General features: G+C 66.9%; 12 protein-coding genes and 3 tRNA genes. 8 read left to right on the plus strand and 7 right to left on the minus strand.

Translation table 11 applies throughout. The features are described 5' to 3' along the window. Positions 1-153 precede the first annotated feature (153 nt). Positions 154-642: a YajQ family cyclic di-GMP-binding protein gene (locus ACIPJI_RS06735; protein WP_189466956.1), complete on the minus strand. Its 489-nt coding sequence runs from the start codon at positions 640-642 to the stop codon at positions 154-156. Positions 643-836: 194 nt separating this feature from the next. Between ACIPJI_RS06735 and ACIPJI_RS06740 the strand changes: the two genes are divergently transcribed. Then, positions 837-918: transfer RNA gene (locus tag ACIPJI_RS06740), tRNA-Tyr, on the plus strand. A 1,369-nt stretch (positions 919-2,287) separates the two neighbouring features. Then, the gene (locus ACIPJI_RS06745; protein ID WP_356620537.1) at positions 2,288-3,103 is read left to right on the plus strand and encodes a class I SAM-dependent methyltransferase; all 816 of its coding nucleotides are present in this window, start codon (positions 2,288-2,290) and stop codon (positions 3,101-3,103) included. Between the two features lie 133 nt (positions 3,104-3,236). Here ACIPJI_RS06745 and ACIPJI_RS06750 read toward each other — a convergent pair whose 3' ends face one another. From ACIPJI_RS06750 to ACIPJI_RS06760, 3 genes are all read right to left on the minus strand, one after another. After that, complete coding sequence (locus tag ACIPJI_RS06750; protein WP_402244879.1) at positions 3,237-3,485, minus strand: hypothetical protein; 249 nt, start codon at positions 3,483-3,485, stop codon at positions 3,237-3,239. A 90-nt stretch (positions 3,486-3,575) separates the two neighbouring features. Beyond that, complete coding sequence (locus tag ACIPJI_RS06755; RefSeq protein ID WP_402245767.1) at positions 3,576-4,109, minus strand: hypothetical protein; 534 nt, start codon at positions 4,107-4,109, stop codon at positions 3,576-3,578. A 264-nt stretch (positions 4,110-4,373) separates the two neighbouring features. After that, positions 4,374-4,601: a hypothetical protein gene (locus ACIPJI_RS06760; RefSeq protein WP_402244880.1), complete on the minus strand. Its 228-nt coding sequence runs from the start codon at positions 4,599-4,601 to the stop codon at positions 4,374-4,376. A 1,348-nt stretch (positions 4,602-5,949) separates the two neighbouring features. Here ACIPJI_RS06760 and ACIPJI_RS06765 point away from each other — a divergent pair. After that, positions 5,950-7,302: a PQQ-binding-like beta-propeller repeat protein gene (locus ACIPJI_RS06765; protein ID WP_402244882.1), complete on the plus strand. Its 1,353-nt coding sequence runs from the start codon at positions 5,950-5,952 to the stop codon at positions 7,300-7,302. Positions 7,303-8,282: 980 nt separating this feature from the next. On the opposite strand, the gene ACIPJI_RS06770 is transcribed toward ACIPJI_RS06765, so the two are convergent. From ACIPJI_RS06770 to ACIPJI_RS06780, 3 genes are all read right to left on the minus strand, one after another. Beyond that, complete coding sequence (locus tag ACIPJI_RS06770; RefSeq protein WP_402244883.1) at positions 8,283-8,792, minus strand: GyrI-like domain-containing protein; 510 nt, start codon at positions 8,790-8,792, stop codon at positions 8,283-8,285. A gap of 135 nt (positions 8,793-8,927) precedes the next feature. Beyond that, positions 8,928-9,584: an SDR family oxidoreductase gene (locus ACIPJI_RS06775; protein ID WP_307707778.1), complete on the minus strand. Its 657-nt coding sequence runs from the start codon at positions 9,582-9,584 to the stop codon at positions 8,928-8,930. Between the two features lie 124 nt (positions 9,585-9,708). Next, positions 9,709-10,941: an amidohydrolase family protein gene (locus ACIPJI_RS06780; protein ID WP_307707779.1), complete on the minus strand. Its 1,233-nt coding sequence runs from the start codon at positions 10,939-10,941 to the stop codon at positions 9,709-9,711. Between the two features lie 332 nt (positions 10,942-11,273). Between ACIPJI_RS06780 and ACIPJI_RS06785 the strand changes: the two genes are divergently transcribed. The 5 genes from ACIPJI_RS06785 to ACIPJI_RS06805 all read left to right on the plus strand — a co-directional run bounded on the left by ACIPJI_RS06785 (position 11,274) and on the right by ACIPJI_RS06805 (position 12,712). Next, positions 11,274-11,346, plus strand: a tRNA-Thr gene (locus ACIPJI_RS06785). 46 nt (positions 11,347-11,392) lie between these two features. Then, positions 11,393-11,465, plus strand: a tRNA-Met gene (locus tag ACIPJI_RS06790). A gap of 86 nt (positions 11,466-11,551) precedes the next feature. After that, positions 11,552-11,716 (plus strand): 50S ribosomal protein L33, encoded by a 165-nt coding sequence (gene rpmG / locus ACIPJI_RS06795; RefSeq protein WP_003956487.1) that lies wholly within the window; start codon positions 11,552-11,554, stop codon positions 11,714-11,716. 115 nt (positions 11,717-11,831) lie between these two features. Beyond that, a complete protein-coding gene (locus ACIPJI_RS06800) occupies positions 11,832-12,284 on the plus strand; it encodes a MaoC family dehydratase N-terminal domain-containing protein (RefSeq protein ID WP_159688618.1) in 453 nt (150 codons plus the stop codon). Beyond that, positions 12,284-12,712, plus strand: a complete 429-nt coding sequence (locus tag ACIPJI_RS06805; protein WP_402244887.1) for a MaoC family dehydratase — start codon at positions 12,284-12,286, stop codon at positions 12,710-12,712. The genes ACIPJI_RS06800 and ACIPJI_RS06805 overlap by 1 nt, the downstream gene beginning before the upstream one ends. Positions 12,713-12,789 lie beyond the last annotated feature (77 nt).

A 12,789-nucleotide genomic window follows, 5' to 3' on the forward strand; every position in this document is an offset into this window, starting at 1 on the left:
GGCCCCCCGGGGCCCGCGGGTGGGGGGGTTTTTGTTAAAACCCGCGGTTTTTGGGGGGGGGGGCGGGCCGCGGGCCGCCCCCCCGGGGGCGGGGGGGGGGGGGGGCGGGGCGGGGCCGCCCCGCCCCCGGTCGCCCCGGCGCGCCCGCAGACGTCAGCGGTAGTTCACGAACTGCAGCGCGAAGTCGAAGTCCTGCCCCTTGAGCAGCGCCTGCACGGCCTGCAGATCGTCCCGGCTCTTCGAGCTGACCCGCAGCTCGTCGCCCTGGACCTGCGCCTTGACACCCTTCGGACCCTCGTCGCGGATGATCTTCGCGACCTTCTTGGCGTTCTCCTGCGAGATGCCCTCCTCGATCGAGGCGAAGATCTTGTACTCCTTGCCGGAGAGCTGCGGCTCGCCGGCGTCCAGCGCCTTCAGCGAGATGCCGCGCTTCACCAGCTTGGTCTGGAAGACGTCCAGGATCGCGTTGACGCGGTCCTCGGAGTTCGCCTGCATCAGGATCTTCTCGCCGGACCAGGAGATCGAGGCACCGACGTTCTTGAAGTCGTAGCGCTGCGAGATCTCCTTGGCGGCCTGGTTGAGGGCGTTGTCGACCTCCTGCCGCTCGACCTTCGAGACGATGTCGAAACTGGAGTCGGCCATGTCCTGTGGCTCCTTGTATCGGGTGAGTGGGGTGCGGCCGGATCACCCCGAACCGCGCGGTCAAGCCTAGCCACCCGCACCCGCCCCCGGCGCTGATCAATCCGGTGGCGAAGCACCCCGGTGCATCAGGTATCGTTTACGTCGTTGCCACGGAGCACCGCCCCACAGCGGTTCCTCCACAGGTGACATCCCATGGCGGTGTGCCCGAGTGGCCAATGGGAGCGGACTGTAAATCCGTCGGCTTAGCCTACCCAGGTTCGAATCCTGGCGCCGCCACGCGAAGAGATGGCCCCTGATCTGCGGAAACGCAGGCCAGGGGCCATCGTCGTCGGGCCGTCGACAGGGCTGGCTGTCTCCCTGTGTCTCGTTCGTGCACGCTCTCTACCAGCTGTTGTGGACGGGGCGTGGACGGCTATCGAGCACTCACCTGCAGGTAGAGGCTTCGCCGCCGCTACGTTGAGCTGCATCCAGCGGAGAACGTCAATGGGGGCGCGCAGATGGCAGCGATTGACGAGTTGAAGCAGCTGCTCGGCCCAGCTATCCCGCGTGTGTGCTCGCCGGACGACTGGGCAGACGTGGAGAGCTACGTGTGGTCGCCGCTGCCTAGCGACTTCAAGGCGTTCATGGATGCCTAAGGGGCAGGCGTCGTATCCGACGAGCTCGTGCTCTTTCACCCGCAGGGCCTCACCCCACTTGCAGCGCATGCGCGAGAAGCATGAGCGGGCCGACGAATCTCGCCGGAGCAGTCCCGAAGACTTCCTGTACCCGATTCACCCTGAGCGCGGGGGCCCATCTACTGGAGTTGCGACCAAGGCGGAGACGAGCATTTCTTTCTGCCCTGTGATCCGCATCCTGATCAGTGGAAGATCGTCACCGCTGCTCACGAGTCCGGCTGCGTCACCTTCGACGGCACCTTCACCGACTTCGTTCTGCGGTTCACCCAGGACCCCTGAGTTCATGGACGAGGACGGCAGCATCGGACCGGCGGTCCCTAGCTTCGAGTCGATCTAGGTTCCGCTCGCCCCTGATGGCGATATCTGAAATTCAACGAGCCTCATCAGGTTCGCCCCCATCGGGTTCCTCGTCCTGCCCCGCGAGTCCGATGCCTACGCCGATGAACAGGATTGCGAGGCCGCCCAGGATGGCCAGCGCAACCTTGACGGCGCGTGGTCTGTGACGCCGTGGTTCTGGCTCGGGCCGCGGCTGCTGCGGTGGCCAGTCCGGCGTGGTGGCCTCCCGGCGGTTGCGGGCTGTACGTCCTCCAGCGTGCGGCGGGATGGCTGACCGCCATTCAGGGGCGCAGTACCGGGAAGGGGGCAGGTTAGCCGTTACGTGCGAGTGTCCCGCGGGCGCTGTTCCGCGGGGCCTCTTCGTGTCTGGTGAGCGACGCGCACCCGCCCCGCCCCATCCTCACCCTCGCGCCTACGTCGAACGCCGGACCAAGGAAGGGTTGTCCAAGAAGGACATCATGCGCTGCCTCAAACGGTTCGTCGCTCGCAAGGAATACTATGACCAGCCGGGACGAATCACTCAAAGCAGCCTCACTCCAGTGGCTTGACAACCACAGGAGCATCCACGGTCAGGCCGACACCACCCATTCAACTTCAGTAGCTAAGGTGCCTCTGTGTCTTCTTTCTCAAGAAGTGTGGCAAATTCCAGATTTGCACGCCTTGCTGCATTTCCGTTTCGGGCCGCTCATGTCGCGCGTTTTGATGCTCGGATCCTGGCGCTGTCCGGTCGCTGGCTCGTCCGTTCTCGCGAGCACACCAACTACACCTTCCATCTTGAGCCGCTGAATCTGGAGCACCTTGCCTGGTGGGTCGCGGATGTGGCCGACGTACATGTGACCGACGCCCGCAAGTACATGGCTGAGGCCGAGGACGACGAGCAGTTGAAGCGCCATGTCCAGGCCGCCACTCTCGACAGCAGCCGACGCCGACTGGCCGACACCGAGGTACGTCTGCACAAGCGGCTCGGTTGGTACGCCCTCGTCCGTGCGCTGCGGCCCCTGCATGTCGTGGAGACCGGCACGGACAAGGGGCTCGGCGCTGTGGTACTCGCAGCCGCACTCCTGCGCAACGGAGAGGGCCGACTCACCACGATGGACGTGAACCCGAACGCCGGTTACCTCATTCAGCGCGAATACGCGACGGTCACAACGCTGACCATTGCCGACTCTCTCCAGGCCATCCCGAAGTTGCCGCGCCCGGTGGACTTCTTCCTGCACGATAGTTGCCACACCCGTACACACGAATTCGCGGAGTACCAGGCTGTGGCACCACTTCTCAGTGAACGGGCGGTCGTCCTCAGTGACAACTCGCACGGCAGTGATGCGCTGCCGACATGGGCGGAGGCGACCGGAAGACGGTTCTCGTACTTCCAGGAACGGCCGGTCGGTCACTGGTATCCCGGAGGCGGCATCGGACTTGCGAAGTCCCTGCTCCAGGCTCGCTATCGATAGCCGACCCTGGTTCTGCTTGTTCCTCCAGCGTTGCCCCGACCCGCCATGCCCATCGGCAACGCTTGACGTGCGCAGAGTCCGGCGGACGACCCCGCGGAGGCGTCAAGGTCGTGGTGCACTCCGCACAGCAGCATCAGGTTGTCGAAGTCCCGCAGATGTTCGACGTCCGTGCCGTCCCATGCCTCGTGCGGGTGCTGCCGGGCTCGGCGCCGATGATGTGGGCGATCTTGCCGATCCAGGCGCCCTCCTTCGTGACCAGGCGCGTTGAGCAGTGCGGGTCGCCCCAGGCGCATTCGTTGCCCGAGAACGCCCACAGCCGGCGCGCAACGCCGGACTGCGGCTCCTTGCGGTTCTTCTCGGAACCGTTCGTACGCTTGGCCACAGTCCGCCTTCCTCCGCCCTGGCGACAGCGCGCAGCGTAGTCCAGCTGGGCGGGGCTCGGCACTCGCTTGTTGGTGCTGGCGGCCAGCTGCTACCAGCGCACGTTCGGGTGGGGTCGCGGGGCGAGTTCAGCCTGCTCGGCGACGGCAGCGAGGCGGTCGGCGGTCTCTTGGCCGACCGCCTCGACGAGACAGTCGATGTTCGAGGCGATCAGGAGCCAGGAGCACCGCGGCAGCAGGCTCAGGCGGGCAACGGCATCTGCCAGTGCTCCCGCTTCCAGGGCCATCATGGCCTGGACGTCGGCAGAGTCCGGCTTCAGCGGCACCGTGTCCTCGCGCACCAGGTCGACAATCGCCTCGGTGGTCTCACGGCGGCGGACCTTGAACCAGCCTCTGGCACCCGGCAGGTAGCGCTGCCTCATGCCCTTGATGACGAGACCCTCCACGCCTGGAACTTCCATCCAGGAGGTCAGCCACTCCTGGGCGACAACCGGATCGGTCGTCATCGGGCACAGCGTCCACGGCGGCGTCAGCCCACACTCGCAAAACAGGCCCTCCAAGGCGGCGCGGCGGTGCTCGTACGCTTCGGCGAGCAGCTCCTGGCCGTCACGAAATGTCCGCCACAGCCGTTTTCAAGAATCCCCATCGGCCCCACGCCGTCTCCGTGGACAGGCGGCTCCTGACCGCGGGAGGCAATCAGGAGCCGCCATGCTCATGCGTGGGCCGCCGCACTATCCGTGCTGGGCGTTGTGCTGGCGCAAGCGGGCAGAGATTTTGGCATTGGCTGCATGGTCGCCGCCCTTGAGGAACTTCGCGTACACCCGGAACAGCACCGCGACGCTGTGGCCGGCGCGCTCGGCTACGAGCTGTGGCTCCACACTGGAGCTGAGTCAAGTCGAGACCGCTGCGTGGCGAAGGTCATACGGGCGCTTGGCCAGCTTCGAAGCGAGCTCGCCGGGCGACAGGACGTCGCCGCGAGCGCGGGCCCAGACTTCGCCGTAGCCGCTCTCCTGCACCATGCCGCCGCGGGCCGTACGGAACATGCGTCCGTCGGGTTCGGTGCCGAAGCGGACGACGTGCCAGCGCAGCAGCGCGACCAGCTCAGGCGGAATGGGCACGTACCGAACCGCCTTGCGTGACCGATGCTTGAGCCCGCGCTGGTCGTGTGCCTCTCCGCTGTCCGTCCAGGCCGTGCCCGAGCGAGCCCGGCTCTCCCGCAGACGCAGCATTCCCCAGCCCCGGCGGGGGAGTTCACAGTCCCGCAGTTTCAGCCCGACCGTCTCGCCGGGGCGAGATGCTGCGTAGTAGATGCACCCGAAGAACGCCTCCAGGTGCCGACCTCGTGCACCTTGTGCCCGGACGGCGCACAGCAGCGCCGCTGCCTGAGCCGGGTCCGGCACGCACTCCGGGTCCACCTCCTCTTCCACACGCTCGGGAGCTCCAGCGAACCGACGGAAGCGGGTTCTCCGTAAGCAGCTCGGCATCGACGGCGAGCCCGAGCGCCGGATGGAAGATGGCTCGCTTTCTGGCGATGAAAGTGCCCGCAGCCGCCTTTCCATCGAGACGCCTGGCACAGGCGTCCAGGGCCTTGCGTACGAGCAGCCGATCCGAGAGGGACGACGTCGGAACGGACTTTCGCTCGATCCACGCGAGGATGCTCTTCACGTCGGCCGGCAGTTCCTCATCCCAGCGCTTGACGTTGAACGCCCAGCTGTAGAGCGCCCGCCGCACCGCGCGGTGATCGGCCATGCCCTTGGTGTCCTTGACCTCAAGCGCTTCGTCAAGCAGAGAGCTTCACTACCGGGGTTCGTACGGGTGCCTCCGGGCGTGTCCACGACGCTCTTGTTGCGCGAGGTGCGGGATGGAACTGGGCGATCCGGCCGGTCAACGGGTCCCAGAGCAGATGCGGCGCGGAGGCCGTCCCGCGCCGGTGAAGTACCGAACATGGTTCTCGAAGGGAACCAGGTCGGCCGGCTTGGCCGCGGTGGCGTTTCTGTCCCAGGTGATGTGCCAGATCACCTTGGGGCGAAGTCGCCCCCGAGCAGGACCCTGTGATGATCATTCAGCTACTAGTGCAGACATTTGGCCACTCAAGCTTCATCATGGCGACATGGCGACGCATCGGCGATGGTGGTTCTGGGGCGGATCAGCTACTGCACTGGGCTTGGTCAGTGTGGGCGCGTACTTCATACGCGTCGGCTTGGAGGATGCAGACAAGGTAGCTAGCGTCCTTGGTTTCTTCATGGGCACGATCGGCCTGGCGATCTCCATATACCTAGGGTTCTCTCGGCGCCACACCGAAGGCACACGTTCGTCAACAGCCCCGGACAGCCCTTCGCCTGGGACGGAAAGCAGGCCTCAGGGAGAGGCCACGAATGTCGTGCGCGACAACGAGTTTCACGACCGGACCTCTTTCATGATAGGCAACGGAAACTCTCAGACGAACCATTGGAAACAACGCGACGAATGAGCGAGGAAGTAAAGGGTAAACGCGACCCCGAACACAGTTACTCCCTCAAGGGTTCAAGTTTCTACGGAAACGCCGCTGTCTTCGTCGGTTCCGGGCGGCAGATCAACTTTTTCGGCATAAGTTTCAGCCTCGGCGTACTCCTCATCGTGCTAGCTGTGCTGATCGCTGGAGGGTTTATCGCTCTAAATATTTATCGACCCTTAGAGGGGGATAAACCCACCCAACGAAGGACCGGTCCCGCGCTATCCAAGACCAACCCAGACGACAGATTCCATGTGGCGGACAATGCGGGGTTCTTAAACGCCTTGGACCCAGCCACCGGAAAGGAGCTATGGACTTTCCATCCCCCTGGAACTCTTCGAGTCAGCCACAAGACCATGGGTTTGCGTATCTACGTACTCGCAACGGGGAGGCGAACCAGCGGATTCTACGCCCTCGACGCAACAAGTGGTGATGAAATCTGGAGCGCCACAGAGCGACAATGCGTGGGCACCCCTATCGGGGCTGCCTCCGACACGGTCTTGGTGGATAACGGCGAACGGGTCTGCGCCCTTGATGAGCAGACAGGGGAAGCGAAGTGGTTTGTTGACGGGTGGTTTCGTACGCACGCGATAGAAGCCAACACGCTGTTCAGCACAGACGGAACTTCAGTAATGGCTACGAACCTAGCCACGGGCTCGCTAAAATGGGAGGAGGATACGGCCGACGGTGAAGAATTGTTCGCTGCAAAGGGAATCCTGTACATCGCCGGAGATAACAGCCTGAGTGCGCTGGATGGCAGGACCGGCAAGCAGCGATGGAATCGCGCATCCGAAGGGCTGAACGCTCAAGATGCGCTCCTGACGGAGACCTCCTTGCTTGTCTCTGATTCGCGGGGCCTGCATTCCCTTGATGTGCACACGGGAGAGGACTTGTGGACCCAAAGGATCACAGAATCCGGCCGCCCAACAGAAAACAGCGGAACGCTCTACGTACCGAGCAGTGAAGGCGCGCGCGCATTCTCCAAGAGCACCGGGGCGGAGCTATGGAGGCAAGGAGAAGGCGCCAGCCATTCAGCCTACATGCATAGCCATGGAAAAGCTCTCGGTCTCCTCTATCTATTCGGGTCAGAGATCACCGCTGTATGGCCTAGCAGCGGAATGGCTCTGTGGAAATTCAATACACCGTCTTCAGAGAGCCCCAAACCGGTGCTGATTGAAGGCGCCATCCTCATTGCGGACGGTAATGTCGTAACCGCGCTAGACCCTTTGAACGGAAAAGTCCGCTGGAAACACACAGCCCAGGGAACCGTTGACGACATGTCTCACAGCTACCTGACGGCGCTGGGCGTCATCGATCGCATACCGTGAAACCCTTATTTGGTGTACTCGCTCACCCAATGCGCGTCACTTGCACATAGGAGCCGGCCGCCAAACGTGTCGCCGTGGAGTGCGAGAAATTCTGGGCCCAGGCAACGCCAAGGTACCTGCGGTCGTCGTCGCGATAATGCCGCTTTCCCTCGCGTGTGCCAGGTTGGTGGCGTGGTTTCGGGTTTCGTAGGCCACTACCGCGGAAGGGACATAGACACCGCAGCGCATCGTCATGTTGTCGGCGTTGGCGTCCGCGGCCGTGCTTCGTGGATGCTTGACTGGCGGGGCGGGCGGTCGCATCAATACAGCGCGGTGTAGTCGAAGCCATTGGGCGGGCCTTCTGTAAGGAGGTGTCCCAGCTGTCCGACTGTCCGGCTAAGACTCTGACCAGCGGATATGGGCCGGACAGCTCCGAGAACAGGTGTCCGGGCTGTCCGGTCAAAGACGGCTGCAACACCAGCACCGGTGTTGCAGCATGTCGGCGCAGCCGCACCACCGGGTCGTGTCGCCGGAGGCGACTCCTCTAGTGCCTCTGCGAGCCCGCCGTGGACGAGACGTGGACGGCAGGTCCGCGCCCCCAGTGCGCTGCTAGCTCCGCCCCAGGTCAGAAGCGGTGCGGGCGCGCGAGCAGCAGGAGTCTGTAAATCCGTCGGCTTAGCCTACCCAGGTTCGAATCCTGGCGCCGCCACGCGAAGAGATGGCCCCTGATCTGCGGAAACGCAGGCCAGGGGCCATCGTCGTCCAAGCTGCCGAACAAGGCCCGCCCGCCTCTGGCAGCACTGCCGTGGACCTCGGCGCCCCGCCCCGCAAGCCTCCCTCCCGCCCCCGCACCACAAGCCTCGGCGCCCCGCGCCACCTACTGGCCTACCTCAGGACGGCCGCGACGACCCCCGTGGTGCCGCCGCCCCGTAGGCCAGACCGCCCGAGGCGGGGCGGCGCGTACGAGCCGGGGGCCGTCGTCGTGCGGGCGACCGCGCCCGTCAGTCGGCCAGGCGGAACGCCAGCTCGATCTCCCACTTGGACATGTCCGGCTCCACCCGGGGATCCGTCTTGTACGTCTCCGTCCGGCACGCCCAGTGCTCGACCCCGTCGACCATCGTCATGTCCCACTCGAGGCCTTCCCGCCCCGCCCACTCGTGCATCGCCGTGACGACACCGGCCAGCTGGTCCGGGTGACCGACGTGGGTGACCGTCGCGTAGCGGCCGGGGGGCAGGACGGCCACGCCGATGTCTCCCTCGGGCTCCGGGGCGGAGACGACGGGCATGCCGGCCTCGACGACCGACTCACCGTCCACGTCGATGGTGTTGAAACGGAAGAACGGCGCTCCGGCGAACTCCGCGCCGTTGCCCGCAAGCCAGTTGATGAGTTCGGGCAGCCGGTCGGCGATCAGGGCGAACGCGTCCATGCGTACGGAGCCGCGGACGTAGGCGTAGAGCTGTTCGCCGCGCTCCACGACCACCGGCCGGACTTCCTGTGTGTGATTGCTCATGACCTCAAGGACCCTCTGGGCAACGGGGATTCATCGCGGGGTTCATCGCGTGGTCCGCCGTGGGGTTCCTCACATGGACCCACGACGGGGATTCAGGCGGGGGATCCGGCGAACGTCCGGCCGGCGGCGACTCGGTCAGTTCCCCGCGATGTCCTTCACCGCGACGGTGACGGGCGTCGAACCACTGACCAGTTCCAGCGTCAGTCCCGCGGTGGCCGGTGTCTCCACCATCTCCGCGAGCACCGCCGCCACATCGTCCCGCGGGACCATGCCGCGTCCCGTCGAGACCTCCAGCCGCACCAGGCCGTTACCCGCGTCGTTGGTCAGCGTGCCGGGCCGCAGGATCGTCCACTCCAGACCCGGGCGGGACCGTACGTAGTCGTCCGCCGCGCCCTTCGCCCGCAGGTAGGCGTCGAAGACGTCGTCACCCTTGTGCTCGGCGTCGGCGCCCATGGAGGAGACGACGATGTACCGCCGTACGCCCGTCCGTTCGGCCGCGTCGGCGAAGAGCACAGCCGCGCCGCGATCGACCGTGTCCTTCCGCTCGGTGCCGCTGCCGGGGCCCGCTCCCGCGGCGAACACGGCGGCGTCCGCGCCCTGAAGCACGGCCGCGACCTGTTCCACCGAGGCCGTTTCCAGATCGAGGAACACCGGTTCGGCGCCGACGGCCCGCAGGTCGTCCCCCTGCTTCGGATCGCGGATGATGCCCGCGACCTCGTGTCCGCCGGCGGAGAGCAGCCGCTCGAGACGGAGCGCGATCTGACCGTGTCCTCCTGCGATGACAATGCGCATGCATACGACGTTACGTCCGAAGCACCGAGCATGCGCAGGGACCGCAAGGGGACACGCCCCGCGATGGCCGGAACGCGCACCCGCCTCCGCTTCGGTGCCCCGGCCGTACCGCGGGTGGACCCTCTCAAGGCCCCGGGTCCGGCCGCCCCTGGCGCGGCAGTTCGAGGGCGACGGCCGCCGCGGAGTCGCAGTACTCGCGCACCGCGCTCGTGCGGGCGACCACCCGTCCGCGGTGGATGACGATCCGGCTGTACGCGAGCGACAGCACGCCCGAGATCCGTTCCCCGCGCACCGCGAGCAGTTCCGCGGGGAAGCCGGCCTCGACCCGTACCGGGGGCAGTCCCATCACCTCCCGCGCCGTGCCGGCGACACAGCCGTAGGCGTCCGAGGGCCGCATCCCCGCCTGCGACGACAGGAGATACGCGGCCTCCAGCGGATCCCCGCGGCCCACCGGGTTGCACACGTCCCGCAGCGCCCCGCTGCCCGCGGCGACGCGCACGCCCGCCGCCCGCAGCAGCCGGACCGGTGCGTTGCCGCGCTGTTCGACGCCGGAGCAGCCGCCCTGCGGCAGGGAGACGACGGTGACGCCGGCCGCCGCCAGCTGGTCCGCGGTCCGGGAGGCGATGTCCCTGGGCAGCCGGGCGAGCCCGGCGCAGGGCCCGACGGTGACGCCGGGCCGCAGCCCGCCGGCCATGGCCGCGAGGCGCGCCAGCCGTGCCGGGTCGTCACCGTGGGTGTGCAGGTCGACGGGGCAGCCGTACTCGGCGGCGATCCCCAGGACCGTCTCCACGTATCCGGTGGGATCGGGGTCCGCGTCGGGGCAGCCGCCCACCACGCCGGCACCCATCTTCAGCGCGTCCCGCAAGAGGGCCAGGCCGTCGGCGCCGGCCACCCCCGTCAGCAGCCTCGGCACGGCGACGGCGGTCAGATCGGCGAGGCCGCGCAGGGACCGCCTGGCCTGGAGCACCGCCTCCAGCGGGCCGAGGCCCTGGACGTCCCCGATCCGTACGTGCGAGCGCAGCGCCGTCGCCCCGTGGCCCAGCTGGAGCAGCGCGGCCTCTGTGGCGCGCCGCTGGACGTCCTCGCTGTCGTACGAGACGGGGCCGGGGGTCTCCGCGCTGAGTGCCGTGTCGCCGTGGAGGTGCGGTTCGGCGGGTGCCGGCAGCAGGAGGAAGCCCGTCAGGTCCACCCGGGCGGAGTGCGGCGGGAGGCTTCCCGCGGTGCCGACGGCCTCGATGCGGCCGCCGCTGAGTCGTACGTCGACCGTGCGACCGTCCGTGAGCCTCGCGCCGCAGAGCAGCAGCGCGGCGGTGTCCGCGGTGGCGCCGCCGGGCGGCTGCGGCTGGCTGTCGGGCATCGCGCTCCTGGGTGGGGCGGGTCGGGCTCGGACGGCGGTCGCACACACTGCCCGGGCGGTGTGGGAGCCGTCGCGTGGGAGCCGGAGAGGATCACACAGCGTGCGTCGAGCGTAGGGGCGCTCGCGGTGCGCTTCGAGGAGGAGCGCAATAGTCGTACCGGCGTGGTCGTAAGTGGCGTACGGGACGGGCGGGGTGCCGTCGCGGGGCTGCGGAGGGCGGGTGCGCGGGGCCGGACCGCGGGCCGTGCGGGCGGGCCGGAAGGAGGGCCGGCCCGGCGCATGGAAACGGATTTGGGCGATCGGCGAGGGACCGTGTAATGTCTTCATCGCTCGCCCCAATAGCTCAGTCGGCAGAGCGTCTCCATGGTAAGGAGAAGGTCTACGGTTCGATTCCGTATTGGGGCTCTGATGTCGAGTGACCTCGCCTTCGGGCGAGGGAACCCTGCATCGCAGCGGTGTAGCTCAGTCGGTAGAGCAAGCGGCTCATAATCGCTGTGTCACCGGTTCAAGTCCGGTCACCGCTACACACAGTAGCCGATTGTGGGGTCGGTCCTCCGATCGGCTACTCTTTTATGCGTTCATCCGTCCTATCCGTCCAAGGAGCACTCACGTGGCTGCCACCGACGTCCGCCCGAAGATCACGCTGGCCTGCGTGGAGTGCAAGGAGCGGAACTACATCACCAAGAAGAACCGGCGTAACAACCCGGACCGTCTTGAGATGAAGAAGCACTGCCCGCGCTGCAACTCGCACACGGCGCACCGCGAAACGCGCTGAATAAGGCTCGTATACGAGGCCGTCCCCTTTGGGGGCGGCCTCGTGTCGTTTGCCGTACCGCCGTTCGTCCGGTGGCCGGCATTCAGTTGTGATCAATATCAGGAGGGACCAGTCCATGGCGCTCGACCAGTCGTTCGTGGGGCGGACGTATCCGCCCACCGCGCCGTACGAGGTGGGCCGGGAGAAGATCCGGGAGTTCGCCGCTGCGGTGGGGGACGCGAATCCCGCCTACACCGACCGTGAGGCCGCCCGCGCGCTCGGGCACTCGGATGTGATCGCTCCGCCGACGTTCGCCTTCACGATCACCTTCAGCGCCGCCGAGCAGGTCGTCCAGGACCCGCAGTTGGGGCTGGACTACAGCCGCGTGGTGCACCGCGAGCAGCAGTTCGCGTACGCGCGGCCGGTACGGGCGGGCGACAGGCTCTCGGTCACCTCGACGATCGAGGCCATCAAGTCCCTCGCCGGCAACGACATCCTGGACGTGCGTGGTGACGTGCACGACGAGAGCGGTGAACTCGTCGTGACCGCTTGGACGAAGCTGGTGGCCCGCGCCGCCGAGGAGGCGTGATGGCAGCGAAGATCTCTTATGCGGACGTCGAGGCCGGCGCCGAACTGCCGGCGCAGTCCTTTTCCGTGACGCGCGCCACGCTGGTGCAGTACGCGGGCGCGTCCGGCGACTTCAACCCGATCCACTGGAACGAGAAGTTCGCCACAGAGGTCGGGCTGCCGGACGTGATCGCGCACGGCATGTTCACCATGGCCGAGGCGATCCGGGTCGTGACCGACTGGGTGGGCGACCCGGGCGCGGTCGTCGAGTACGGCGTCCGCTTCACCAAGCCCGTCGTCGTCCCGAACGACGACAAGGGCGCGCTGATCGAGGTCAGCGCCAAGGTCGCGGCGAAGCTGGACGACAACCGGGTCCGCGTGGACCTGGTCGCGAGCAGCGAGGGCCAGAAGGTGCTGGGCATGTCCCGCGCCGTCGTGCAGCTCGCCTGAGGGCCCGCAGCTGGGCAGGCGCAAGCGACGTAAGGGGCGCCCCTCCGTGGGGGGCGCCCCTTACGCGTGCACCCGTG

The organism is Streptomyces sp. NPDC086835, from assembly GCF_044745705.1.
In the GTDB taxonomy this organism is placed as follows: domain Bacteria; phylum Actinomycetota; class Actinomycetes; order Streptomycetales; family Streptomycetaceae; genus Streptomyces.

Excerpts from the sequence above, each read along its gene's own strand:
- ACIPJI_RS06735 (WP_189466956.1), bottom strand. The coding sequence starts at position 642 with ATGGCCGACTCCAGTTTCGACATCGTCTCGAAGGTCGAGCGGCAGGAG.
- ACIPJI_RS06770 (WP_402244883.1), bottom strand. The coding sequence starts at position 8,792 with ATGAGCAATCACACACAGGAAGTCCGGCCGGTGGTCGTGGAGCGCGGC.
- ACIPJI_RS06780 (WP_307707779.1), bottom strand. The coding sequence starts at position 10,941 with ATGCCCGACAGCCAGCCGCAGCCGCCCGGCGGCGCCACCGCGGACACC.
- ACIPJI_RS06805 (WP_402244887.1), top strand. The coding sequence starts at position 12,284 with ATGGCAGCGAAGATCTCTTATGCGGACGTCGAGGCCGGCGCCGAACTG.
- ACIPJI_RS06775 (WP_307707778.1), bottom strand. The coding sequence starts at position 9,584 with ATGCGCATTGTCATCGCAGGAGGACACGGTCAGATCGCGCTCCGTCTC.
- ACIPJI_RS06765 (WP_402244882.1), top strand. The coding sequence starts at position 5,950 with ATGAGCGAGGAAGTAAAGGGTAAACGCGACCCCGAACACAGTTACTCC.
- ACIPJI_RS06800 (WP_159688618.1), top strand. The coding sequence starts at position 11,832 with ATGGCGCTCGACCAGTCGTTCGTGGGGCGGACGTATCCGCCCACCGCG.